The organism is Mesorhizobium sp. M0040 (assembly GCF_040323505.1).
Lineage (GTDB): Bacteria > Pseudomonadota > Alphaproteobacteria > Rhizobiales > Rhizobiaceae > Mesorhizobium.
The window spans coordinates 41,376-63,424 of sequence record NZ_JAMYVA010000030.1; the positions used below are offsets into that span (position 1 = coordinate 41,376).

At 62.2% G+C, this 22,049-nt stretch carries 24 protein-coding genes and 3 pseudogenes; 12 read left to right on the forward strand and 15 right to left on the reverse strand.

Translation table 11 applies throughout. The features are described from left to right. Positions 1-45 precede the first annotated feature (45 nt). Together NKJ91_RS22485 and NKJ91_RS22490 are read left to right on the forward strand one after the other, a co-directional pair. Positions 46-690 carry a hypothetical protein gene (locus NKJ91_RS22485; protein ID WP_352457326.1) on the forward strand — a complete coding sequence of 215 codons (645 nt, stop codon included), beginning with the start codon at positions 46-48 and terminating at the stop codon, positions 688-690. Between the two features lie 608 nt (positions 691-1,298). Next, complete coding sequence (locus tag NKJ91_RS22490; protein WP_352457327.1) at positions 1,299-2,456, forward strand: sulfite oxidase; 1,158 nt, start codon at positions 1,299-1,301, stop codon at positions 2,454-2,456. 188 nt (positions 2,457-2,644) lie between these two features. Here NKJ91_RS22490 and NKJ91_RS22495 read toward each other — a convergent pair whose 3' ends face one another. Then, complete coding sequence (locus NKJ91_RS22495; protein WP_352457328.1) at positions 2,645-3,520, reverse strand: sigma-70 family RNA polymerase sigma factor; 876 nt, start codon at positions 3,518-3,520, stop codon at positions 2,645-2,647. Positions 3,521-3,564: 44 nt separating this feature from the next. After that, complete coding sequence (locus tag NKJ91_RS22500) at positions 3,565-3,876, reverse strand: hypothetical protein (protein ID WP_352457329.1); 312 nt, start codon at positions 3,874-3,876, stop codon at positions 3,565-3,567. Between the two features lie 144 nt (positions 3,877-4,020). Between NKJ91_RS22500 and NKJ91_RS22505 the strand changes: the two genes are divergently transcribed. Next, positions 4,021-4,386: a VOC family protein gene (locus tag NKJ91_RS22505; protein WP_023680367.1), complete on the forward strand. Its 366-nt coding sequence runs from the start codon at positions 4,021-4,023 to the stop codon at positions 4,384-4,386. Positions 4,387-4,616: 230 nt separating this feature from the next. Beyond that, complete coding sequence (locus NKJ91_RS22510; RefSeq protein WP_031213090.1) at positions 4,617-4,841, forward strand: hypothetical protein; 225 nt, start codon at positions 4,617-4,619, stop codon at positions 4,839-4,841. A 24-nt stretch (positions 4,842-4,865) separates the two neighbouring features. Here NKJ91_RS22510 and NKJ91_RS22520 read toward each other — a convergent pair. From NKJ91_RS22520 to NKJ91_RS22555, 8 genes and pseudogenes are all read right to left on the reverse strand, one after another. Continuing rightward, positions 4,866-6,088, reverse strand: a pseudogene (locus NKJ91_RS22520) (MFS transporter). Further along, the gene (locus tag NKJ91_RS22525) at positions 6,085-7,461 is read right to left on the reverse strand and encodes an NAD(P)-binding domain-containing protein (RefSeq protein ID WP_502903628.1); all 1,377 of its coding nucleotides are present in this window, start codon (positions 7,459-7,461) and stop codon (positions 6,085-6,087) included. The pseudogene NKJ91_RS22520 and the gene NKJ91_RS22525 overlap by 4 nt, the downstream one beginning before the upstream one ends. A 50-nt stretch (positions 7,462-7,511) precedes the next feature. Next, the gene (locus NKJ91_RS22530; RefSeq protein ID WP_352457333.1) at positions 7,512-7,844 is read right to left on the reverse strand and encodes an ArsR/SmtB family transcription factor; all 333 of its coding nucleotides are present in this window, start codon (positions 7,842-7,844) and stop codon (positions 7,512-7,514) included. Between the two features lie 69 nt (positions 7,845-7,913). Next, entirely contained in the window at positions 7,914-8,336 is a 423-nt protein-coding gene (arsC, locus tag NKJ91_RS22535) for an arsenate reductase (glutaredoxin) (protein ID WP_352457334.1), read from the reverse strand. Beyond that, a complete protein-coding gene (locus tag NKJ91_RS22540; protein WP_352457335.1) occupies positions 8,333-9,019 on the reverse strand; it encodes an aquaporin in 687 nt (228 codons plus the stop codon). Before NKJ91_RS22540 ends, arsC begins: the two co-directional genes overlap by 4 nt. A 12-nt stretch (positions 9,020-9,031) precedes the next feature. Beyond that, the gene (locus NKJ91_RS22545) at positions 9,032-9,364 is read right to left on the reverse strand and encodes an ArsR/SmtB family transcription factor (RefSeq protein ID WP_352457336.1); all 333 of its coding nucleotides are present in this window, start codon (positions 9,362-9,364) and stop codon (positions 9,032-9,034) included. Positions 9,365-9,463: 99 nt separating this feature from the next. Next, positions 9,464-11,473, reverse strand: a complete 2,010-nt coding sequence (locus NKJ91_RS22550) for a tetratricopeptide repeat protein (protein WP_352457337.1) — start codon at positions 11,471-11,473, stop codon at positions 9,464-9,466. 134 nt (positions 11,474-11,607) lie between these two features. After that, positions 11,608-12,231, reverse strand: a complete 624-nt coding sequence (locus tag NKJ91_RS22555; RefSeq protein WP_352457338.1) for an NAD(P)H-dependent oxidoreductase — start codon at positions 12,229-12,231, stop codon at positions 11,608-11,610. Between the two features lie 343 nt (positions 12,232-12,574). On the opposite strand from NKJ91_RS22555, the gene NKJ91_RS22560 reads away from it, so the two are divergent. Further along, positions 12,575-13,318: an SDR family oxidoreductase gene (locus NKJ91_RS22560; RefSeq protein WP_352457339.1), complete on the forward strand. Its 744-nt coding sequence runs from the start codon at positions 12,575-12,577 to the stop codon at positions 13,316-13,318. A 43-nt stretch (positions 13,319-13,361) separates the two neighbouring features. Here NKJ91_RS22560 and NKJ91_RS22565 read toward each other — a convergent pair whose 3' ends face one another. After that, positions 13,362-13,952, reverse strand: a complete 591-nt coding sequence (locus NKJ91_RS22565) for a DUF922 domain-containing Zn-dependent protease (RefSeq protein WP_352457340.1) — start codon at positions 13,950-13,952, stop codon at positions 13,362-13,364. Positions 13,953-14,066: 114 nt separating this feature from the next. Here NKJ91_RS22565 and NKJ91_RS22570 point away from each other — a divergent pair, with 114 nt between their 5' ends. Continuing rightward, entirely contained in the window at positions 14,067-14,831 is a 765-nt protein-coding gene (locus NKJ91_RS22570; protein ID WP_352457341.1) for a pseudouridine synthase, read from the forward strand. A gap of 154 nt (positions 14,832-14,985) precedes the next feature. On the opposite strand, the gene NKJ91_RS22575 is transcribed toward NKJ91_RS22570, so the two are convergent. From NKJ91_RS22575 to NKJ91_RS22585, 3 genes are read right to left on the reverse strand one after another with little or no spacing between them, the layout of a single operon-like run. After that, positions 14,986-15,705: a hypothetical protein gene (locus NKJ91_RS22575; RefSeq protein WP_156937484.1), complete on the reverse strand. Its 720-nt coding sequence runs from the start codon at positions 15,703-15,705 to the stop codon at positions 14,986-14,988. Between the two features lie 10 nt (positions 15,706-15,715). Continuing rightward, positions 15,716-17,044: a tetratricopeptide repeat protein gene (locus NKJ91_RS22580; protein WP_352457342.1), complete on the reverse strand. Its 1,329-nt coding sequence runs from the start codon at positions 17,042-17,044 to the stop codon at positions 15,716-15,718. After that, positions 17,034-17,543, reverse strand: coding sequence for a hypothetical protein (locus NKJ91_RS22585; protein WP_245274855.1), 510 nt, complete (start codon positions 17,541-17,543; stop codon positions 17,034-17,036). Before NKJ91_RS22585 ends, NKJ91_RS22580 begins: the two co-directional genes overlap by 11 nt. Positions 17,544-17,683: 140 nt before the next feature. On the opposite strand from NKJ91_RS22585, the pseudogene NKJ91_RS22590 reads away from it, so the two are divergent. From NKJ91_RS22590 to NKJ91_RS22605, 4 genes and pseudogenes are all read left to right on the forward strand, one after another. Beyond that, positions 17,684-17,878, forward strand: a pseudogene (locus NKJ91_RS22590) (pseudouridine synthase); the annotation flags it as partial. Between the two features lie 156 nt (positions 17,879-18,034). Beyond that, positions 18,035-18,382 (forward strand): antitoxin Xre/MbcA/ParS toxin-binding domain-containing protein, encoded by a 348-nt coding sequence (locus tag NKJ91_RS22595; protein ID WP_254819704.1) that lies wholly within the window; start codon positions 18,035-18,037, stop codon positions 18,380-18,382. After that, positions 18,383-18,973 carry an RES family NAD+ phosphorylase gene (locus tag NKJ91_RS22600; RefSeq protein ID WP_352457343.1) on the forward strand — a complete coding sequence of 197 codons (591 nt, stop codon included), beginning with the start codon at positions 18,383-18,385 and terminating at the stop codon, positions 18,971-18,973. A gap of 70 nt (positions 18,974-19,043) precedes the next feature. Then, positions 19,044-19,331, forward strand: a complete 288-nt coding sequence (locus tag NKJ91_RS22605; protein ID WP_352457344.1) for a hypothetical protein — start codon at positions 19,044-19,046, stop codon at positions 19,329-19,331. Positions 19,332-19,407: 76 nt separating this feature from the next. Here the strand turns inward: NKJ91_RS22605 and NKJ91_RS22610 are convergent. Further along, a pseudogene (locus NKJ91_RS22610) lies at positions 19,408-19,532 on the reverse strand (HAD family hydrolase); the annotation flags it as partial. Between the two features lie 86 nt (positions 19,533-19,618). On the opposite strand from NKJ91_RS22610, the gene NKJ91_RS22615 reads away from it, so the two are divergent. Together NKJ91_RS22615 and NKJ91_RS22620 are read left to right on the forward strand one after the other, a co-directional pair. Continuing rightward, positions 19,619-21,013 carry an NfeD family protein gene (locus NKJ91_RS22615; RefSeq protein WP_352457345.1) on the forward strand — a complete coding sequence of 465 codons (1,395 nt, stop codon included), beginning with the start codon at positions 19,619-19,621 and terminating at the stop codon, positions 21,011-21,013. Next, positions 21,010-21,780, forward strand: a complete 771-nt coding sequence (locus NKJ91_RS22620) for a slipin family protein (RefSeq protein ID WP_023680344.1) — start codon at positions 21,010-21,012, stop codon at positions 21,778-21,780. The genes NKJ91_RS22615 and NKJ91_RS22620 overlap by 4 nt, the downstream gene beginning before the upstream one ends. Positions 21,781-22,049: the final 269 nt, after the last annotated feature.

The window sequence follows — 22,049 nt, forward strand, 5'->3', positions numbered from 1 at the left end:
CCGCAAATCCTTCCGCACCTTCATTTCGAACGACAGGAGATCGGCATGGGACAGAACGCCGGATATTTCGCACTCATCGTTGCCGGACTGGTGACCAATGCAACGACGCTGGCCAAGCCGCTCAACCCGGACCGGGCGATTCCATCCCTGGGCGATATCAACTCGCCGCTGGCCAGCCCGCTATTCAAGCAGGTCAAGGCTGGGCCGCTGGAGATAAAGCTTGAGGAAACCACGCTTGCCGATGTCGAAAAAGCCTTCGGCGGAGCGATGCACGATGAAGGTGACGCCGGAGATTCACGCCACTGGCTTTGCTATGCCGGCCCCGACGCCGGCGGATCGCCGTCGATCTTCTGGTTCGTATCCGGCGAGATGGGCGGCTCCGACCACGGTGTCCTGTCCGTCGCCCTGCAGCCGAACCCGGAAGGCAAGGTGCCGGAAGGATGCGCCGGCGCGCCTGCCAGCCTGACAGCTATTGAACTCGATACGCCCGGCGTCGGAGCGCCGCTGAGCGACGTGGCCGCGAAATTTGGCGCCGCCAAGCCCGATCGTTACGGCCATTTCGGCTTCGCCGCCTCTTATCCTCCTTCGTCTCCCGACCAGAAGGACGCCACGGTCACGCAGACACTCACCTACACAGCCGGGAACGGCAGGATAACCGGCGTGGCGGTGACGCAAGTCACCACCAATTAGGGTGTCCCCGCTCGGTTGGCGAATGGTTCACGTGTGAATGATCTGCCGCGCCCGAGCCAGGCGGCCTGGTTGCTGGCCACCTCGTTATGCAGATTGGTTCTGATGTGCCGCCCGGGCCCGCCCTCCGCCCGGGCCCGCCCTCCACCTGCAAATGCGACATTCGAGGCAGCCCTGGTCGTCAGACCAAAGCGTTGCGCCGCCCCAAGCGATCAGGGCGGTGCCGGCCGCACGGCCAACCCACGGGCCGGCAGGAAACACCGGTTCAACGAGAACCCGCGAAGGTCCGGAAATGACCCAGAAGCGGGCGGTCGGCAGCGATCCGAGCAGCAACGATTTTGGCAGGACCGGAAATCGGTATGGAATGCTGCAATCATCATCATGTCCCGTCCAAGTTGTGGACAGTTCCTTCTCAAAGGCGCACTCTTAGCATGCGAAACGCGAGCTAGCGTTTCGTGCAACGCTTCACATGCTTGACTTGCGTCGGTGATTATCTGACCTACCCGGATACTTCCGGGTGGGCAGACCTCACATTGTGTCGCCTATCCGTGATCAGGCTACGGCCTAAGGCACGTTGCAGCCCGTTCCGGATCAACTGGGAGGTAAACAACATGCCTGATTTTCAGCGCAGAGAACTTCTTGTTCAAGGAAGTGCGGCTCTTGCCGCAATTGCTGCTCTCTATACCTCGCGCCGGGCTTACGCTTTTCCAACACGGCCGAACGAGGAAGTTATTCCGTGGCTGGATCAGCCGACCGAAAATCCCGATCCGGCGGGTATCCAGAAGCAGCTTGTCTGGGAGGATTTGGATAGCTGGATAACGCCAAACGACAAGTTCTTCAGCATCTCGCATTTCAACCGACCAACGATCGACGAGAAGACTTGGTCGATGGAGATCGGAGGCCTGGTTAAGAAGCCCCTGGAGTTAACGCTCGCCGACATCAGGGCGCGACCGAGGCAGGAGGTCGTTTTCACAGTGGAATGCTCGGGCAACCACGGGTTTCCCTTTTTCACCGGGGGCATCGGCAATGCTCGCTGGGCAGGGACGCCGCTCGCCCCGATCCTCGAGGAAGCCGGCGTTATGGAGAAGGGCATCGAGGTCGTCTTTTTCGGTACCGACACAGGCGAGGTCCCGATACGCGACGTCAAGATGCAGCAGAACTTCGCTCGTAGCATGTCGCTCGCCGACGCGATGAACCCCGATAATCTCCTCTGCTATGAAATGAACGGGGCCGCCTTGCCGGCGCCCAATGGCTTCCCGGTACGGCTCATTGCGCCAGGCTGGTACGGGATCGCCAACGTCAAGTGGCTAAAGCGCATCGAGGTTCGCGATACGCGGTTCATGAGCCTTCTGATGGCCCGTGACTATGTCACCATCCGGGAGGAGGACCACAACGGCGAGACCGTATGGGCCGAGACGTCAGTCGGGCGAGCGCTGATAAAGTCCGCGCCTGCGAAGGTTACCCGGAAAGATTCAGATTACCGCATCGTTGGGGCAGCCTGGGGGGCGCCGATCGACCGGGTCGAAGTGCAAATCGATCAAGGGCCTTGGACACCAGCGACCATTGACCACAGTGAGGAGGCAGAACACGCTTGGAAAATCTGGTCCCTGGCTTGGGCAAATCCCTCTCCTGGAGAACACACGGTGACCTCGCGCGCGGTCAGCACCACAGGACAAATTCAACCGGCGATGGACGATCCCTTGATAGCCAAGAAACACACATACTGGGAAAGCAATGGCCAGGTGACGCGCCGCGTGCGTATCGGCTAGAGGATTCTGCCGCCAAATGGAGTCATTTGGCGTCCGCATAAATGCGGCAAAACTGACAGTTAGAGCGAGTTACCGGTTCCAAGAGAACCGGAACCGCTCCAAGAACGTGCTGCCATGTGGCAATTGCGTTTGGGTCAAACAGGAGGAGGCTGCCTGATCGCCATTTCGCACCATTTCCAGCGCTCTCCTCACCCCTCCACGGCCCTGATCTCCGCGTCGACCAGGCACCAGGGCGCGTAGCGGAAGTCGCGGATCTGGATGACCTGATCGTTCCGCCACTCGACCAGCATGAAGCCGCGCACGGCGCCGTCGGCCGCCTGCGGGTGGCGGATGAGGATCGCCGGCCTGCCGTCGACGAAGCCGAGCGACAATGTCCAGTCGCTGATACGGGCATAATTGCCGAAATAGGTCGAAACCTCGGCCTTGCCGCGCAGGCGGACGCGGTTGACGACATCGAGCCGGACGTCCTCGGCGATCAGTGCCCTGACCGCGTCGAAGTCGCGCGCGTTGAACAGGTCGACATAGCGCCGCAGCCGGCGCTCGTCATCGGCGTCGAGCCTCGGCGCCAGCGCCTGTTCGGGCTGCAGCGCCAGCAGCTTGAGCTGCGCCCGCCCGCGATGCAGCGCGGCCTTGGTGGCGGCGAGCGTCGCGCCGGTCACTTCGCAGGTCTCATGCAGGCTGAGGCCGAGCACGTCGACCAGGATCACAGCGCTGCGCTGCGGCACCGAAAGCTGCATGAAGGAGCGCAGGCCGGTCTGGGCGGCGAGCCGGCTGTCGGCGCTGCCGGAGGGATCCTCGATGACGCTCATGTCGGCCTCGGTCATGCGCGACCTTTTCCGATTGCGCCGCCGCAGGTGATCCTGCGCGGCATTGTGGGCGATGCGAAACAGCCATTGCTCGGGACGTTCGACGATCGCACCCCCGTCGATCGCCTGCAGCGCCTTGATCAGGACCTCCTGGACGATGTCCTCGCCGTCGATCACCGAGCCGGCCATACGCGCGCAGTAGCGATGCAGCCTTGGCCGCAACCCGACGAGCATCACCTCCAAAGTCGCCCTGTTCATTTTCGGCGTAGCGTCCCATTTCTGCGCGAGCGGCATGGCAGGCGCTACCCGGCTTTCTGATCCGCCAGCATACGGTAATTGCCGATGACTTTGACAGGCGATCGCAATGCCGGGGTCGAACGGCGCTCGGCGTGGTTTTCCGTAAACGCCTTGAAGGCCGCAAGCCCGGTCAGCGCCGACGAATCGCCGTCCTGGCCGACGATGTGGACGAACGAGCCGTCGTCCAGCTCGAGCACGAGATAACGCACCGTCGGCGGTGCCGCCTCGCCCAGCGCTTCGAACACTTTTTCGACCAGCGCGCGGTTATCTTCCAGGTCGGCTTGGTTCACACCGTATCGAATGAGCGCGTAGTTCATCGTCGTCTCCTGACTGGTTGGTATGAACGAAGGACGACCGGCTGCGCTGAAAAGATTCTCCTTGCCGAAGAATCTTTTCGGTTGCCCGCATCGTCTTTCCCGCGTGGGCGGCTGCGCGGCAGCCATCAAGCAGGAGAGACGATCATGCATATCCAGTTTGCCGAGCTTCCGGTGTTCGAGCAGGACCGCGCCAAGGCGTTCTACACCAGGCATCTCGCCTGCCAGGTCATGGCCGACCAGAAGATGGGTGATGGCGGCTGGCGCTGGATCGAGCTGGCATTTCCGCATGCCGTGACGAACCTGCATTTTGTCAGGCGCGCCGACGACGCACCCGGCGCGGAGCCGGTATTGGTGCTGGTCGACGAAAATGTCGGGGCAATGATCGCGGCCATGAAAGCGGGCGGCGTCGAGATCATCACCGAAGCGCATGAGGCGCCGTGGCAGCCGGGGCGCACGGTGGCGGAATTTCGCGACAGCGAAGGCAACCGCATGGTCCTCGCCAGCCGATAAGGCACCGGAGCCCTCTGTCCGGCGGGGCGTCGTACCTAAGTCCTACCTCCGGCCGGACCATCGGCCGTACTTCCTTCGTATTATTATTTCGTGACCTCTGCGCGCCGGAACCTTCCCTTGCATCGGGCGTTCGGGCGCTGTATCGCGATGCCTCATATTTAGGCAGGCGGAGGAAATACGAATAAGGGCGGGTGGCAAAACAAACATGGGCCGGGGAGGAGCATCTTACCATGTCGAACCGTAAAATCGGAATGTCCCACAGTTTGGGGCTACGCGTCGCTGACCTCAAATCCAGAATGCAAAGTGCCCAGATTACCGAGCATGAGATCAAGACATTTCAAAAGGTTGCCGCCATTATGGGCGGCGCCAAAGGCTCACTGCGCCTCGATGCGGACGATCTGATCGCCGCGTCTTTCCTTGTCGATCCCTTGGAAGATCTCCCGCTCTCCAGTTGAAGGCGCTGAACGCAGGTCGAAATCCTATCGGGTTTGAACCTGCGATTGCCGCCGGCGGAGCATCCGCCAGCCCAAGCCGCATGCGAGGATGACGTTGGCCAGCGCCAGGCCGGAAAGCGCGGCCAACGTCCCGTGCGGGCCGAAGCGATCCAGCAGCAATGCGCCGGCCGAGGGTGCCGCCGCCTGGGCGATCAGGCTCGGCATGGCGAGGCGGCCCATCAGTCTCGCGTAGCCGTTCGAGCCGAACAGCGCGAGCGGCAGCGTTCCCCGGGCGATGGATTCGAGGCCGATGCCCGCGCCGTAGAACCGAGCGCCAGCGGGATGATCGGCATGCCGGCCCAGAGCGTCGAAACGCCGATCGCCACAAATGCAACCGAGGCAAACTTGGTGAAAATCGGATGGTGGTAGCGCGCGATCATCATCTCGATCGCGCGGGCCGCCACCTGTGATGGACCAACCAGCACGCCGAACCCGACGGCTGCGGCAAGCGCCATGCCGCTGCCTTGCAGGATTGTGAGCAGATGCACCGACAGTGTCGACGAGATCACCGCGGCGAGTGTCAGGGTCGCGGCCAGAACGATCATGATCGACGGATCGGCTTCGTTGTCGAGAATGGGTGCCGCCTCCTTCACTCCCGGTTTGATTGCCGGTTGCGGCGGCTCCCGGGGCAGGATCACCAGATAGAGCGGAAGCGCAATTGCCAGCTGAAAGGCGGCGTAGACCAGGCAGGTGCCGCGCCAGCCGACCTCCCCCAGCAGCAAGGCTGAGATCGGCCAGCAGATGGTGCTCGCAAGGCCGCCGAACAGCGTCAGCATGGTGATGGCGGAGCGCGCGCCGTGGCCATAGTGGCGGCCAAGCGTTGCGAAAGCGGCATCGTAGAGCCCCGCCCCCATGCCCAGGCCGATGACCAGCCAGGCAGCGATATAGGCCGCAAGATTAGGGGCAAGAGCCAGCCCGATCTGGCCGAGCCCGATGCATCCGGCGCTGAACGCCAGAACGTTGCGGCCGCCATGCCGCTCGATCGACGACCCGACGCGCGGAGAGATCAATCCTGCCGCGAGCAAGCCGAGGGACAGGCCGCCGACAACCCATGCCAGCGGCCAGCCGGTATCGGAGGAGACTGCCGGCGCGATGACCGCGGGAAGATAGTAGGAAGAACCCCACGCCATGATCTGCGTCAGGCCAAGCGCGGTGATGATCGCGCCGCGGCTGCGCAGGATGGCCGGCGAAGGCGGCGAAAGACTCATGCCGCGACGCTGCAGCCACAGCCGCCTTTGCCGACCGCCTTCGCCTTGGCGTCGGCGACACAGCACGCATCCACCGCTGCCGGCGCCGGACCGCCGCAGCACCCCTTGTCGGCCACGCCGATCCGCGGCACGGTGCAGACGCCGGTCTCGGGCAGCACGAGCTGGACATTGTCGGCCGCCACCATGTCTCCGGCGATCGCCGCCGCGACCGAGCGGACCTGCTCATAGCCGGTCAGCAGCAGGAAGGTCGGCGCGCGACCATAGCTCTTGATGCCGACTGTGTAGAACCCTTCCTCTGGATGGCTGAGCTCACGGTGGCCGTGCGGCGGCACGTCGCCGCAGGAGTGCTCGTTGGGATCGATCAACGGTCCCAGTGCCTTGACGCTTTCCAGCCATGGATCGAGCTCGAGCCGAAGCTCACGGGTCAGCGACAGATCCGGGCGCTGTCCGGTCGCGGCGATGATACGGTCGACCGGACCCAGCGCCTGCAAGCCGTCCTTGGTCTGGCCTTCGACGACCAGCCGTCCGTCGGCATCGCGGATCGAAACAGCCGCAAAGCCCTTCACCAGTCTGACGCCGCCGCTTTCCACCAGTTCCCGCACTTCGGCGCCGAGTTCGCCGCGCGCCGGCAATTGGTCGGCATCGCCGCCGCCATAGATGCGCACCAGGTCGGTGCCGCGCGTCGTCCAGATGAAAGCCGTGCCGGGCTCCACCTCCGCCAGGCTGGCGAGATCCAGCAAGGCATTGGCGGCCGAATGGCCGGAGCCGGCGACCAGCGTCGTATTGCCGGCATAAAGGCTGCGGTCGCGGCCGAGAATATCGGGTATGCCGTAGGCGATGCGGTCGGCAAACTCGGCTTCGCCTTCGGCATGAATTCCGCCGGCGCCGAGCGGGTTCGGCATCTGCCAGGTTCCCGAAGCATCGATGACGGCGCGGACGCTATCGCGCCTGGTGCCGCTGGCGGTTTCGACCACCAGCATGAAGGGCCGGGTTTCGCGTTCCTTGCTCGAGACCTTGTCGGCGCCCCAGCGCGAAATGCCGACGACGCGGGCGCCGGTTTCGATCGACGGCGACAATTGCGGAAGCTTTGCCAGAGGCTCGAGATAATCCGCGACGAGGTCGTCCGCGGTCGGGAATGCCTCGGGCTCAGGCATCCGCCAGCCATGCACCTCGAGCAGGTTTCTAGCCGCCAGATCGACGCAATAGCGCCAGGGCGTGAACACACGGACATGGCCCCAATCCCTGAGATTGGATGCAACCGCATTGCCGGCTTCGTAGACTTTGACAGGAATGCCCCGCGCGATCAGGTGGACCGCTGCCGCCAGACCGACCGGCCCGGCGCCGATCACCGCAACGGGGAGTTTTTCGATCATCTCCATGTCTTCCATCCTTCCGGTAATTTCGAATTATAATGGCAAAAAAATCATGCCGCCGTTTTGGCGGCCGCGTCCGCCGATGCCGGCGCACACGTGGCGTCGGCGCAGCATTCGTCTGCGAGGTATCCGATTAGCCCGTTCATGGCGGGATAGTTGGCCCGGCAGATCAGCGTGGTCGCCTGGCGCTCCTGTGTCACCAGGCCGGTGTCGACCAGCCGCTTGAGGTGATGCGACAGCGTCGAGGCAGCGATGCCCAATCTGTCCTGGATACGCCCGACCGGCAGCCCCTCATCGCCCGCCCGCACCAGCGTCCGATAGAGCTGCAACCGCGTCGGGCTGCCGAGGGCTTCAAGTTGCGAGGCTGCTTTTTCGAGTTTCATGGAAATAAGCTATTTCCAGAATCGCTGCACGTCAAGAGAATTTCGACAAAGATCGAAATAAGACGATATCTAGACGACGCGCTTGCCGCTGGCGTCGATGACCACCTCGCCGTCCTCCTTGGTGAACGGGCCGATATCCGGATTGGGCAGGATATCGAGCACGGCTTCGGAGGGTCGGGCGAGCATGGTGCCGAGCGGCGTCACCACGATCGGCCGGTTGATCAGGATCGGATGCGCCAGCATGAAATCGAGGATCTCGTCGTCGCTCCACTGCGGCTCGCCCAGGCCAGGTTCGGCATAGGGCGTGCCCTTTTCGCGCAGCAATTGGCGCGGCGTCATGCCCATCGCTGCGATCAGCTCGACGAGCTTTTCGCGCGACGGCGGATTTTTCAGATATTCGACCACCTCAGGCTCCTCGCCGGACTGCCTGATCATGGCCAGCGTGTTGCGCGAGGTGCCGCAATCGGGGTTGTGATAGATGGTGATGGTCATTGCGCAGCTTTCATCTGTCCGGCTGGTTTCGGTTGGGCGAGCAGCCACCCTGCCAATGCCATGGCGAGCAACGCGCCCAAAAGTTCGGCGCCGATGAAGCCCGGCAGATCGGCGGGGCGGATCCCGGCAAAAGTGTTGGAGAACGCACGGGCGATGGCGACGGCCGGATTGGCGAAGGATGTCGATGCGGTGAACCAGTAGGCGGCGGTGATATAGAGCCCGACCAGCCAGGGGATCGAATCCGGACGGGAACGCAGGCCGGCGAGGATGGTGAAGACCAGCCCGAAGGCGGCGACCAGCTCCGCAATCCATTGTCCGCTTCCGGTCCGCACCGTCGCCGAGACTTGCAGGATCGGCAATTCGAACATTGCATGCGCCAGGAATGTTCCAGCGATGCCGCCGGCAATCTGGGCGGCGACGTAAGCCAGCGCTGCGTTCGTTTCGATCTCGCGTCGAAGCGCGAATACCAGCGTCACCGCCGGGTTGAAGTGCGCTCCGGATATCGGCCTGAATATGGTGATGAGCACGACCAGGATCGCCCCGGTCGGCAAGGTGTTGCCGAGCAGGGAGACGGCGACATCATTGCTCAGCCTGTCAGCCATGATGCCGGAACCGACCACGGTGGCGACCAGCAGAGCTGTGCCGAGGGCCTCGGCAACAAGGCGCCGGGAGAGGTTGGCCAAGACGAACCTCCCCTAGCAGTTGCAGGTCACAGCCTGGATGACAGGCTGGCAAAGTTCCGGCGCGCCATTGCAGCAATCCTCCATGAGGTAGGCCAGCAGATCGCGAAACCTGGTCATGTCGGCGAAGTAGCGCACGCTGCGGCCCTCTCGTTCGGTCCGCACCAGGCCGGCATGCGACAGGATCTTGAGATGGGCCGACATCGTATTCGGGAACGCGGCGAGCCGTGAGGCGATCTCGCCCGCAGCCACGCCCTCGGCGCCGGCCCGCACCAAAAGGCGAAAAACGTCCAGCCGGGTCTCCTGGCCGAGCGCGGCAAGTGCCGAAAGGGCGAGCGTCTTATCCATGTTTCCAGATTTCCAGAAATGGGGAATAGAGTCAACGCGCGAAGACTGTGTTGAGCAACGAAATCTCACCGAAGGCGGGGAAGTCCGTAGCGGCGGCAGCTAAGGCGACAGCTCGCGCAGGGCTGCGTTGGCGGCAACAAATTCGTAGGAGTTTTTGGGGCAATCGCTGGCGGCGAGCCGATAGAGCCGCAAAGCTTCATCGCTGTGCCCCTGCAGTCGGCTCAGCTCGGCGCTGAACATATTTGTCTCGCACAGGTTTCCGCGTTTCTTTATCGCATCAGGGTCGTCGGCTTCTGCAATTGTCGCGGCGAGAGTCTGCTCGCCAAGCAGCATTCGAACAGCCGGCGCCGGCCATCGCGTCATGTCGAGCTTCTTGGTCGCTTCCTGCAAATGCCCTGCTGCGCCATTGCGACGCTCGGCAAAATCGAGCCAGATCGCAACATACGCATCCTCTGGTTTGACTGTGGCGGCTTGCGCGAAATCGGCTTGGGCTTTCTCCATCGCACCGGAGTAGAAATGGACGATACCCCGGCCCAAATAGGCGTAGACAATCGTCGGATCGAGGCTGATTGCCTGGTCGTAATCTGCCGTTGCACGTACGTATTCGCCTTTTATTGACCAGACGAGACCTCTGCTGAGATAAGCATGGGCATATTTCGGATCGAGCCCAATTGCTTTGCCATAGTCCTCGAGGGCGCGGTCGTATTCGCCATTCTTGTCCCATATCCAGCCGCGCTTCCTGTAGGCACTGGCGTGTTTCGGGTCGAGCAGGATTGCCTGATCGAAGTCGGCAATCGCGCGGTCGTCATCGCCTTTGTGTGCCCAAGCCGTACCTCGATCGTCGTAAGCATTGGGGTCTTTCGAATCGAGGCCGATCGCCTGGTCAAAGTCGGCGATGGCGCGGTCATAGTCGCCTTTGTCAGCCCAAACGTTGCCTCTGTTGTAGAAGGCACTGGCGCGTTCCGGATCGAGACTGATCGCCTGGTCGGCGTCGGCGATGGCGCGGTCGTAGTCGCCCTTATATTTCCAGGCCCGGCTTCGATTGCCATAGGCATTGGCGTCTTTCGGGTCGAGGCTTATCGCTTGGTCGTAGTCGGCGATCGCACGATTGTAATCGCCTTTGATTGTCCAAGTCAGGCCTCTATCGAGGTAGGCACGGGCGTTCTTCGGATTGAGGCTGATTTCCTGATCGTAGTCGGCAATGGCGTAATCAGAATCGCCTCTGAGTGACCAGGCCATGCCTCGATGATGATGGACTCCGGCGACATTCGGATCGAGGCTGATCGCCTGTCCGAAATCGGAAATGGCATGGTCATAGTCGCCCTTGAGTAGCCACGCCATGCCCCGATTGTCGTAGGCGCTGGCTTCCTTCGGATCGAGGCTGATCGCCTGGTCATAATCGGCGATGGCACGGTCGTAGTCCCGCTTCCTTTTCCACACGAGACCTCGGTTGTTATAAGTTCGGCCATCGCGGGGATCGAGGCTGATCGCTTGGCCGAAATCGGCGATAGCGCGGTCGTTGTCGCCCTTGCGTGCCCAGGCCAGGCCCCGGTCGCCATAAGCTCCGGCATTCCGGGGCTCGAGGCTGATGGCCTGATCGTAGTCGACAATAGCTCGGTCGTTGTCGCCTTTGTCGAGCCAGGCAGAGCCTCGGATGCGGTATGCATCGCTCTTCGGGTCGAGGCTGATCGCCTGGTCGAAATCGGCGATAGCGCGATCAGCGTCGCTCTTGAGTGCCCAGGTGATGCCTCGGTAGTAATAAGCACTGGCATCTTCCGGATCGAGGCTGATCGCCTTATCGAAATCGGCAATGGCGCGATCATAATCATTCTGCCTCGCCCAGGCGACGCCGCGCTTGAAATAGGCCGTCAAACGGCTGCTGGCGGGCTCCGTCACATCCTCTATCATGAGTGTACAAGCGGCAATTCGCCGAGCCGTGTCGGCCTCGTCGTCCCCGACACAATCGCTGCTGGCAGCCAAAGCTGGGCCGCTCAGGGCAAACAAGACCACGAGCCCACGCAGCAGCGACCGACAAAAAGACCTATGCCATTTTCGAATCATCGGCTCACGGATCATGTCGTTTATTTGCATCGCAGTGCGCTTGATCAAGAAGGCCTTGATCTTTGCAACCCAACACTGCAACCATTCTTGGGTCAAGGTGAGACTTGATTTTTTTGACCTTTGCCAAACCGACGCCCGCCCGCGACATTCGGCGGAGACAGCGGCGGCTCGCCTGGTCCAAATCAGCCAAGCACTGTGGCGGCGACCGCATCAGCGCGACCAAGGCCGGCAACCGCTTTTCTGACCCGCTGCAGATGCGCCTGGCGTCCGGCGGCCGAGACGCTGTCCATCCGGTAGAGCGCCAGGAATTTGGTCCGGCACAGCGGATGGCAGACGGAGCGGAAGCCGCGCAGCAGGGTCCGCCGGCCGGGCTGTCCCATGATCCACGACATCAGCGGCGTGGCGCCACATGTGGTCATTGCCATCACCCGGCGTATGTGCCGCAATTTGGGCCGCGGGCCGCGTCGTGCCGTCGGCATCTCGAAAGCGAAGCCCGGCACCAGCACACGCTCCAGCCAGCCTTTCAGCATCGCCGGCAGGCCATACCACCAGGTCGGATAGATGAAGACGACCGCCTCCGCCCAGAGCAGCTCCTGCGCATGTTCGTGCACCGGTTGCAGGTCCGCCGCCTTGTCGTGGTAACCGCGCCATTCCCGCGTGCGCATGACTGGATCGAAGCCGGTCGCATAGAGGTCGAGCAGGTGGACCTGATGGCCGCTTTCGGCAAGCGTCTCCAGCACCGCGTCGCGCACGGCGCCGTTGAAGCTGTCGGTGCAGGGATGGCAATAGACGACGAGGACCTTCATCTTGCGCTCGGTCGCGAGACTGCATGCAAGCGCGTCGCATGCAAACAAGCCACCCGCAGACGTAGTCGATCAGCTGTTTTCATGCGAAGCCCCGCAGCCCCCGTATCAAGACGCAACAGCTCCAGTCACGTCAAGGCCCGCTCGTCAGCTCAAAGGAAATTGCGCGCACATGGGCTTGCCGGCGGGCACTGTCCCGCATGCCTTGCGGTACTCTGCGAGAAACGGGCGCTGCCGCGTATTGCGCCCAGGAACTCCAACAGTGGATTCGGTTTTCGATCAGCATTGTTGCCCGAAAGCCTGCGCCCTAGCTTCACGGCGTGTCCAAAGCGTCAGGAGAGAAAACATGCACACAGGAAAACTGAGCGGCAAGATCGCCTTAGTGACGGGCGCCTCTTCCGGCATCGGCGAGGCCACCGCCTTGGCGCTGGCGGCCGAGGGCGCCACGCTGGTGATTGCCGCGCGGCGCGCCGAGCGCCTAGACGACCTGGCGAGGCGGATCCGTGAGACCGGCAGCGCGGCACTGCCGATTGCCGTCGACGTCACCGACGAAACGCAAGCCACGGCGATGGTCGAGCGGGTCCAGCAGGAGTACGGCCGGCTCGACATGCTGCTTGCGGTTGCCGGCGTCGGCGTCGCCGCGCCGTTCCGCAACACGACGCCGGAAGAATACCGCCGGATGGTCGACGTCAACATCCTGGGCCTGCTTTATCCGATCCATGCGGCACTGCCGTCGATGCAGCGGCAAGGCGCCGGCCACATCGTCGTGGTCTCGTCCGGCACCGGCCGTTACATCCACCCTTCGGTGGTCTATTCCGGCACCAAGCACGCGGTGAGCGCGATGGCGGAATCGCTGCGCCGCGAGATCGGCAAGGATGGCATCCGCGTCACCTGCATCGAGCCTGGCGCCGTCAAGACCGAGTTCACCCAGAATATGCGCGCCGATGTGCGCCAGGCGGTCGAGCAAAGGCTGGGCGACATGGAGCAGCTGGAAAGCGAGGACATCGCCGCCGCCATCCTGTATGCGGTGAGCCAGCCGCCACGGGTCAACGTCAACATCCTGACGCTCTATCCGACCGAGCAGGCGTGAGGGCCGCAAAGGTGGTACCCTGCGCCCCCGCAGCCCTGCAGCATCATCCGCCGATCATCAGCGTGAACACAAGCTGCCGCAACTTGCCGCCCGGGCCGAATTCGACCCGGTCGAAATCGCGGCTCGCCTGCCGTTGTGCCTGCGAGATTCCGGCGAGCCGTCTCGTCACTTCGATCCTGATCTTGCTGCAGCCACGGTCATCGGCGACGGTCAGGCCAATGGTGGCCGCCTCGATCTCGTGCACCATGTCGACGATGCTGGCGCCGTGCACCTTCTCGTGGGCGGCGAGGCCGGCTGCGAAAACCTCCCAGCTCTTCTGGATTGCGCCCGGCAGCCGCGCGGCCGGCTTCGGCAAGGTGTAGGTGATGATCAGCTTCGGCTGCGCCGACACCAGCACGCAGGCGTCGCCTTGCGGCTGGTAGTCCCTCACCCAGGTCAGCTTGAAATTGGTATGCGCGATGACGCGGCGTTCGCCGAGCAGCGGCCCGCGCCCGCCGATCGAGGCGTAGAGCTCCGGCCCGGATTGCCCTGAGATGGCATAGGTCTCGACCTTCTCGACCGCCTGCCAGCCGGCATGCGCCGGCGATGTCGGTAGGAAGGCGAGCAGCAGGCAAAGGCGAATGGCTGTTTTCATGCAAGTCCTCGCAGCCGCTGCGCACGACGCAAACGATATGCAGTTCCCTTCCGTGGACATAGCCGGCGGCCGGCTATAGTGGGATGCTCGTATACAAGAATCCAGGGCAACATCATGTCGCCGCGACCGAACATTGCCCGGCAACGCCCTGCCCCCGGGGCCCAGCCTCCCGGCGTCAGCCTCTGTCGTGCACTGTCGAAGCTTGGCCTGTGCTCGCGCAAGCAGGCCGAGCTTCTGGTTGCCGAGGGGCGCGTGCGGGTCGCCGGCAAGATCGTGCGCAACGGCTCGATGCGCGTCGATCCAGGCCGCCATCGCATCGAGGTCGACGGCCGCCGCGTCGCCGCCGAGCGCAAGGTCTATCTGATGCTCAACAAGCCGCGCGGGCTGGTCACCACCCGTGACGACCCGCAGGACCGCGGCACCGTCTATGATTGCCTGGCAGGCCTCGACCTGCCTTTCGTCTCGCCCGTCGGCCGCCTCGACAAGGCCAGCGAAGGCCTGCTGTTGATGACCAACGACACGCGCTTCGCGCAGCGCCTGCTCGATCCCGCCTCGCATGTCGCCAAGACCTATCACGTGCAGATCGGCGCGCTGCCCGACGAGGCCATGCTGGCGCGGTTCCGCGCCGGCGCGACCGTCGACGGCGAATTGCTGGCGGCCCGCTCGATCGAGCTGCTGCGCGGCGGCACCAGCACCGCCTGGCTGGAAATCGTGCTCGACGAGGGCCGCAACCGCCATATCCGCCGGCTGCTCGCCGCCCACGATATCGAGGTGCTGCGCCTGGTACGGATCGCGATCGGCCAATTGCAGCTCGGCGAGCTTGCCAAAGGCAAGGCACGCCATCTGAGCGCGGAAGAGCTGGCGCTGCTTCAGGCCTAGCCGGCTGGCGGCGACTCGATAGTCAGGCAGCTGCCAGTCGAAGCCCACGTGACGCAGCAAGCAGCGCGGGCGGACAAAGGTCGCTTTCGACTCCTGGCGGATATTCCTGACCGACCGCTCACACGGGTTCGACCGATATCAATGTCTGTCGGTATTACATTCCGTCAGCACACCACAGATCGCAGCCGGCGGCGTTGATTTCCTGCATAAAAATCTTGAGCGATTCTTGGGCAGGCATGGGAAGCTGGCCAACCAACGGGACAAACAAATCGATCAGGGCCTGGCGATGGTCTGGAGAGATGCTCTGCGCGAGATAGGGACCATCTGCTCTCAGCGATTCAACAAGAACTATCTTGTTTCCCTCCTTCAGAGCCGGGTCAGCCAGAAAAATCGAGGCGCCACGAAACATTTTCTCTATGCCTCCTCGAGCTTTGGCTCCGTTGGGGCGCAACATTTCGGCAGCGTTAGGTTGGTGCGCTAGGAAATCATTGAAAGCTATCTGCGAAGCGGCAGCAGCCCGAATCAAAAGCGCGAATGTCTGCGTAGCTTCATCCTGCAGAGGCAATGAGCTATTTTGGCTATAGAGCGCGAGTAGCGACCGACTTCTGTCCATTACGAAAGACAGTGCTACCAGGTCGCCCTCATCGTATGGCGGCGAACCTATCAAAGCCCCGCCGTCCCAAATCTTGTGCAGTAGATCCCGGTCCGTTGGATCTTCAAGATTTGGCAATTTGCCTTCAATCCGGCGCTGCTGCAAAAGTTCATCCAACTTGGCGAACAAATCCTTCGCATAAGCCGAGCCTGTTGGTGGAACATGGGCGTGAGCCCATGTCGAAAATAGGATGGCAAAAATCGACCACACCAAACGTTTCACGGCCGTTCCTTTACTTGACTACCTTCAGAGGGCGACGGCGTTGTGCAATCAAGGCCAAGCGATAATCGATATTGTCAATCGGAGCACCATGTTCCTTTGCTTCGAGTAGAAATTTGCGAGCCTCCTCGAACCTCAGCAAGCGCTTCTCATACAGGACCGCCAAAGCGAGCCTATGGGACCACTCGGTCGGTTCCATTTCGATCGCGTGCAACAACGCCTTTTCTGACTCGTCGTACCGGTCCGTCAATTCGCGAAGAAAAATACCGTATTGATTATAGGTCCAAGCTGAAACGCCCGAGAGTCCGAACACCTTGTCGAACGCCTTTTGAGCCTCTGTGGGCGTGTCTGTTTCGAACGCCATCAGAGCTGCCAGATTTTCCCACACCTTGACATAATCCGGCTTGAGTTCAATCGCGCGTCGATACGCCGCCTTGGCGTCGGCGAAACGGGCCAGATGATGATGATAGACAAAGCCGAGATTGAACCACGACCATGCGTGCTCCGGATCGATTTCAACGCACCGCAGTGCAAGCTTTTCAGCTTCATGGTAGCGGGCCAACCGGCGACGTAGCAGTCCCGACAACTTCCCTGTCGCCCAGCGATAGCGCGGATCAATTTCTATTGCCTGGCGATAGGCCTCTTCAGCCGATAAATAGTTGCCGATTGCATCGAGCATCTGACCGAACGATGCCCAGGCGACGCAGGCATCTTCTGTGGTTGCATCGAGGCGGCATTGCTTGAATGACTGATAGGTGGATTCCGCGATCTCCCGCGCCGAGTTCCCAAGGCGGTGTGTGTCGGCAACGCAATCCCAGATGATCGCGTTGCGCGGGTGCGCGGCTATTCCCCGTTGCAAGGCGGCCAAAGCCAGCTGCGGCGTTTCCATTTTGTCGCGCAGGAACAAGGCAAGCAGGATATGGTCCCGCCCGGTGTGCACCTCGCCCTCTGCGCGCGTAACGTTCTCGGCACATAAGTCAGGGAGATTGAGCTTCTTGAACTGCTGAGCGAAGAAAAGGCTCGTCTGCGCGCTACGGTGCGTATCGATTTTCCACCGCTCGTAGAAGGCATGGACGCTCGCTTCGCTCAAAGCCATAGTCGGCCCTTCGGCAACTCCGCAAAACCAGACAAAATTGTCGACAAATCGCCAAAGCTGTTCCCTGTCGGATACAGCATCAATTGCCCGCAAGAGAACCGACACCGCGGTGTCCAGGCTGCTTTCCTCGGCCTCCAGTTCGACAAGCCCTGTCCAGGGATCGAGGTTAGCGGGATCACGCTCTATCTTCGCAACCAACGTCTCGCGCGATTCAAATTGAAACGTAAGGGGTTCATCAGTTGTCATTGTCGGAAGAAGCCTTGGCTTTGCCGCACTGGGCCAGCACCTTGCCGATGGCGGCGGATGAGCCGGCAAGCGGAAAGCTGTTCTCGCCATATTTGCCCGAGGCGACCGTGACCTCGCCCTTGGAGCGCAGCAGGGCCAACAGCGGGTCGGTGCTGCTCAATTCCACGGTGAAGGTGTTGTACATTTCTTCGAGTTGAAGCGTCTTGGTCACCGCCTTGCCGCCGGCCTTGAACGCGAACGAAGCGATGCCGGGTTCCAGTTGCGGACCGCTGTCGCCCAAATCATAGCTCAGCGTCGGCTTGCCGAAACAGGCCAGCGTCAGCTGGGCGCCGCCATTCGATCCGCCGCAGACCGACGCCATCAGCACTTTGCCGCCCTCCTCTTCCTCCAGTTTCGCCGTCCAGCCGCACGGCGCGGCAAACGCCGGCTGCGCCGCTTGCAGGACGACCTGAGCGGCGACGCAACCCGCCACGACGAATTTCGCCAATCCGCTTCGCATGATCTTCCCTTCCCAAGTCATCGAACCATCGTCGGCCACGTGGCATCAAGGACTATACAAAACAAATTGTCCCGTGGCATTACCGGCGACACCAGGGCGCTGTAGCAATTCAGGCGATTGATTTTCGATCGAGTGGAAGCGGCACCAGCACCGCCTGGCTGGAGATCGTGCTCGACGAGGGCCGCAACCGCCATATCCGCCGGCTGCTCGCCGCCCACGATATCGAGGTGCTGCGCCTGGTACGGATCGCGATCGGATCTCTGCAACTCGGCGACCTTGCCAAGGGCAAGGTACGCCATCTGAGCGCGGAAGAGCAGGCGCTGCTTCAGGCCTGAGCGATCAGGCACTGGAGGCCCCTCGAACCGAAGCGGCAATTGACATTTGCATCTCCGTTTCATATTTTCCATTTGTGAAACCGAAATGCGCCGATGCAGTCAAAGTTTCAGGCTGACACGCATGGGCGAAGCTGGCTTGGAAGACGGAGAGAAAACATGGCTACGGCGTTGCGGGCGGTTCCCAGGTTCCTGGACGAATTGGGCACGTTTGGCGGTCTCAAGGGAACCGATATTGCAAACATCACCGACGTGTCCAAGGCCACGGTTTCGAGGTGGAAGGCCGGCGACATCAAGCCCCAGCCGCGCAGCGAGCTGATTCTATCGGACCTGCACTATATCGTCGGCCGACTGCAGGAATTCTACGAGCCAAGCGATATCCGCACCTGGCTTTACGCTCGCCACCCGCAATTGAACGGCGAAAGAGCAATCGATCTCATTCACGACGACCGTGCTCTCGACGTGCTCAAAGTCATCGATCGGCTTGAGAACGAGGTCTTTCTCTAGTTGGCGATCGCCGGGCGGAAACGACGCGATAGCCGGCTCATCGACGCTATCGAGGCAATAGTTCCGGTCGAATACTCCGGAACGGTTTGGCGTGTGGTGCGCCAGGGCCGCAGCCTGATCCAGTGCTCGAGCTCCGGCGGCCGTTGGGACGATGGAACATTCGACGTGCTCTACACCTCGCAAGAGCGCGAAGGTGCCTTGAGCGAGATGAGATTCCACCTGACGCGGGGGCAGCCAGTGATCCCTTCGCGCGTCAGATACAATCTCTTCGAGATCGATCTTGCTTTGGACCGGACGCTCAGACTGCTCGACCTGGCAGCCTTGCAGACCCTTGGCCTCGACACCTCGCGCTACGGGCAGCTTTCGTATCAGGAAAAGCACGCCGAATATCCGAGGTCGCAAGACATCGGCGAGGCCGCGCATTTCCTCGATTATGACGGTCTGATCGTGCCCAGCGCGCGATATGACTGCCTGAACGTCGTCGCGTTTTGTGATCGGCTGCCGGCCGGAGCGATAACGACAAGAACCGATCACGGGGAAATTGCCTGGGCTAGCGGCGGCCCCGCTGCCGTCCATCCCCCGCACGGGTGATGCGGCCAGCGGAAGTGGCGCGCTAACATTGCCTCCAAGTGTAGAGGGTCTAACGCGCAAGGGAGGATCCATGCGTATGCTCCGACTGATACCGACGCTGCTGGCGCTGCTGGCCGTCATGCCATTGAACGCTGAAGCGACCACGAAGAAGTACCCCAAAGGCCACGGCACGAATTGCGCCGAGAAGGACCAGGCGTGCCAGAAGAAATGCCAGGCTGTGCCGATCGACTACAATAGCGTCAGATCCATCAAGGGACGCAACGAATGTCTGAATAATTGCACCATCGGCTACGATCAGTGTCTCGGGGCACCCGCCCGAATCCAGGAACAGACAATCCAGGAGGACGCCGCGCAATAGAAGCCCGCTAGAGATGGCTCCAATGCGCAAGAGACATAGGTGTGATCGAATGACGGCGACAGCCCGCCGGTCGCCTTCATGTGCGGCCGCCGACCTCGTCTATATGGCGCAACATGCCGTCGGGTCTGCACAGCCGCGGAACGTGCCCGATTGGCGGAGCTTCTCGGTGCCGTAGCCGCCGCTGAGCAGGCCGACGCCCAGCAGGACCGTGCGATGCGTCACCCGCCGCGAAGCGTCATGGATTTCGGCAAAATCCAGCCCATATTCCTAGATGTGGAGCTTTGAGCGTGAAACTCGCGCGTGCGGTCCTGCTTGCCGCGGCTTTCGTGGCTGTTGCGGCCGTTTGTCCCTCTTCCGCAACCGGAGAGGCGGACGGCCGGGAGAAAATTGTGTTGCGCGTCGAGATAGACGGCGCCATCGGTCCGGCGAGTGCCAGGCAGCTCGAGGAAGCGCTGGCGGTGGCCGCGGACCGAAATGCCCAGGCTCTCATCCTGCAGATGGACACGCCCGGCGGGCTGGTCACCAGCATGCGCGAGATGATCGCCGGCATTCTCGCCTCGCCGGTTCCCGTCATCGGCTATGTCGCGCCCGCCGGCGGGCATGCGGCGAGCGCCGGAACCTATATCCTCTACGCCACCCATGTAGCGGCGATGGCGCCCGGCACCAATCTGGGCGCGGCAACGCCGATCGAGATGGGCGGGCCGCTGCCATCGTTTCCCGACGGCGGCAAGAACGATGGCCCCGAGGCGGACAAGGACAAGAAGAACGCGCCCGCGGGCGATGCGATGATCGCCAAGGCGACGAACGATGCCGTTGCCCTGATCCGCAGCCTGGCTGAATTGCGCGGGCGCAATGCCGAATGGGGAGAAAAGGCCGTGCGCGAGGCGGCCAGCCTGTCGGCCGGCGCGGCACTGCAGCAGCATGTCATCGACTTCGTCGCCCGCGACACCACCGAACTGCTTCAACTGGCCGACGGCCGGACAGTCGAGATCGTCGGCAAAAAAGAGGCAATGGCGACGAAAGGACTGCCGGTCGAAACGCTCGAGCCAGGCTGGCTCATCCGGCTTCTCGCCGTGATCACGGACCCGAACATCGCCGTCATCCTGATGCTGGTCGGCGTCTATGGCCTCGTCTTCGAATTCACGAGCCCGGGCGCTGTCGCGCCCGGCGTGATCGGCACGATTTGCCTTCTGCTCGGACTCTATGCGCTCAATCTCCTGCCGATCAGCTATGCCGGCCTTGCCTTGATGCTGCTTGGCATCATCTTCCTGGTCGTCGAAGCCTTGAACCCGACTGTGGTCCTTGGGCTGGGAGGCGTGGCTGCGTTTCTGCTGGGCGCAGCCATGCTGCTCAGGATCGAGGGGCCCGGCTTCGAGATGTCGTGGGCCGTTATCGGCACCGCCGCCGTCCTGACGCTCGGCCTGGCGCTGTTGACCGGCAGCTATCTGTGGGCGGCCCGCAAGAACGTTCCGCGTGTTGGCGCACAGGCCATGCAGGGGCTGCCGGCGGAGGTCCTCGACTGGCAGGGCAGCGAGGGCCACGTGCTCGCCCGGGGCGAGCGCTGGCGGGCAAAAGCCGACGAACCGCTTGCAGTGGGCGACAGCGTCGAGGTGGCCGATGTCAGGGATCTTGTGCTGACGATACGGCGCCGCAATGTGAGAAGCGATGGAGCAAGGCAATGATCATCGGTTATGTGGCCTATCTGGCAGCAGCGCTCGTCGTGGTCATGTTCCTATCCGCGGCCATTCGCATCCTGCGGGAATATGAGCGCGGCGTGGTCTTCACGCTCGGCCGCTTCACCGGGGTCAAAGGCCCCGGCCTTATCATCCTCATCCCCTTCGTGCAGCAGATGGTGAAGGTCGACCTGCGAGTGGTGGTCCAGGACGTGCCGCCGCAGGACGTGATCTCGCGCGACAACGTCTCGGTGAAGGTCAACGCGGTGCTGTATTTTCGTATCGTCGACGCCGAGCGGGCGGTGATCCAGGTTGAAGACTTCATGACCGCCACCAACCAGCTGGCACAGACCACGTTGCGCTCGGTGCTCGGCAAGCATGAGCTCGATGAAATGCTGGCCGAACGTGACAAGCTCAACAGCGATATCCAGGAGATTCTCGACCAGCGCACCGATGCCTGGGGCATCAAGGTCTCCGATGTCGAGATCAAGCATGTCGACCTCAACGAGAACATGGTCCGCGCCATCGCCAAGCAGGCCGAAGCGGAACGGCTGCGGCGTGCGAAAGTGATCAATGCCGACGGCGAACAGCAGGCGGCGGCAAAGCTCGTCGAGGCCGGCAAGATGCTGGCCGAAGCACCGCAGGCCATGCAGCTACGCTATTTCGAGGCTCTCCATGACATCGCCGGTGAGCGCTCGTCGACGGTCGTGTTTCCGGTGCCGATGGATCTGCTCGGTCATTTCATCAAGCAGGGTGGTGGGGGCGGAGGCGGCTGAGCGCGTAATCTCCCCCCTCGACGGGCCCTCGAGGGGGAGATGGCCGCGAAGCAGCCAGAGGGGGTCGTCTCACATAGATCGCCGACGCCTTCTTCTACGAGAGACGGCGCTGACGCTTCACGCGCCGCGACCCCTCTGTCGCCTGCGGCGACATCTCCCCCTCAAGGGCAGGGGAATCGCATATGGCGATTTTGGGGTTGAGTTTAGGCTGAGAAAGGATTCTTTGGAGAGGCAGTTGAGCGAAGGAGCGACTGCCATTTCCTGCCTTG

What these genes read in the sequence shown, in the direction of transcription:
- NKJ91_RS22485 (WP_352457326.1), top strand. Translation starts at nt 46, where the DNA reads ATGGGACAGAACGCCGGATATTTCGCACTCATCGTTGCCGGACTGGTG.
- NKJ91_RS22490 (WP_352457327.1), top strand. Translation starts at nt 1,299, where the DNA reads ATGCCTGATTTTCAGCGCAGAGAACTTCTTGTTCAAGGAAGTGCGGCT.
- NKJ91_RS22495 (WP_352457328.1), bottom strand. Translation starts at nt 3,520, where the DNA reads ATGAACAGGGCGACTTTGGAGGTGATGCTCGTCGGGTTGCGGCCAAGG.
- NKJ91_RS22500 (WP_352457329.1), bottom strand. Translation starts at nt 3,876, where the DNA reads ATGAACTACGCGCTCATTCGATACGGTGTGAACCAAGCCGACCTGGAA.
- NKJ91_RS22505 (WP_023680367.1), top strand. Translation starts at nt 4,021, where the DNA reads ATGCATATCCAGTTTGCCGAGCTTCCGGTGTTCGAGCAGGACCGCGCC.
- NKJ91_RS22510 (WP_031213090.1), top strand. Translation starts at nt 4,617, where the DNA reads ATGTCGAACCGTAAAATCGGAATGTCCCACAGTTTGGGGCTACGCGTC.
- NKJ91_RS22525 (WP_502903628.1), bottom strand. Translation starts at nt 7,461, where the DNA reads ATGATCGAAAAACTCCCCGTTGCGGTGATCGGCGCCGGGCCGGTCGGT.
- NKJ91_RS22530 (WP_352457333.1), bottom strand. Translation starts at nt 7,844, where the DNA reads ATGAAACTCGAAAAAGCAGCCTCGCAACTTGAAGCCCTCGGCAGCCCG.
- arsC (WP_352457334.1), bottom strand. Translation starts at nt 8,336, where the DNA reads ATGACCATCACCATCTATCACAACCCCGATTGCGGCACCTCGCGCAAC.
- NKJ91_RS22545 (WP_352457336.1), bottom strand. Translation starts at nt 9,364, where the DNA reads ATGGATAAGACGCTCGCCCTTTCGGCACTTGCCGCGCTCGGCCAGGAG.
- NKJ91_RS22555 (WP_352457338.1), bottom strand. Translation starts at nt 12,231, where the DNA reads ATGAAGGTCCTCGTCGTCTATTGCCATCCCTGCACCGACAGCTTCAAC.
- NKJ91_RS22560 (WP_352457339.1), top strand. Translation starts at nt 12,575, where the DNA reads ATGCACACAGGAAAACTGAGCGGCAAGATCGCCTTAGTGACGGGCGCC.
- NKJ91_RS22565 (WP_352457340.1), bottom strand. Translation starts at nt 13,952, where the DNA reads ATGAAAACAGCCATTCGCCTTTGCCTGCTGCTCGCCTTCCTACCGACA.
- NKJ91_RS22570 (WP_352457341.1), top strand. Translation starts at nt 14,067, where the DNA reads ATGTCGCCGCGACCGAACATTGCCCGGCAACGCCCTGCCCCCGGGGCC.
- NKJ91_RS22580 (WP_352457342.1), bottom strand. Translation starts at nt 17,044, where the DNA reads ATGACAACTGATGAACCCCTTACGTTTCAATTTGAATCGCGCGAGACG.
- NKJ91_RS22585 (WP_245274855.1), bottom strand. Translation starts at nt 17,543, where the DNA reads ATGCGAAGCGGATTGGCGAAATTCGTCGTGGCGGGTTGCGTCGCCGCT.
- NKJ91_RS22595 (WP_254819704.1), top strand. Translation starts at nt 18,035, where the DNA reads ATGGCTACGGCGTTGCGGGCGGTTCCCAGGTTCCTGGACGAATTGGGC.
- NKJ91_RS22605 (WP_352457344.1), top strand. Translation starts at nt 19,044, where the DNA reads ATGCGTATGCTCCGACTGATACCGACGCTGCTGGCGCTGCTGGCCGTC.
- NKJ91_RS22620 (WP_023680344.1), top strand. Translation starts at nt 21,010, where the DNA reads ATGATCATCGGTTATGTGGCCTATCTGGCAGCAGCGCTCGTCGTGGTC.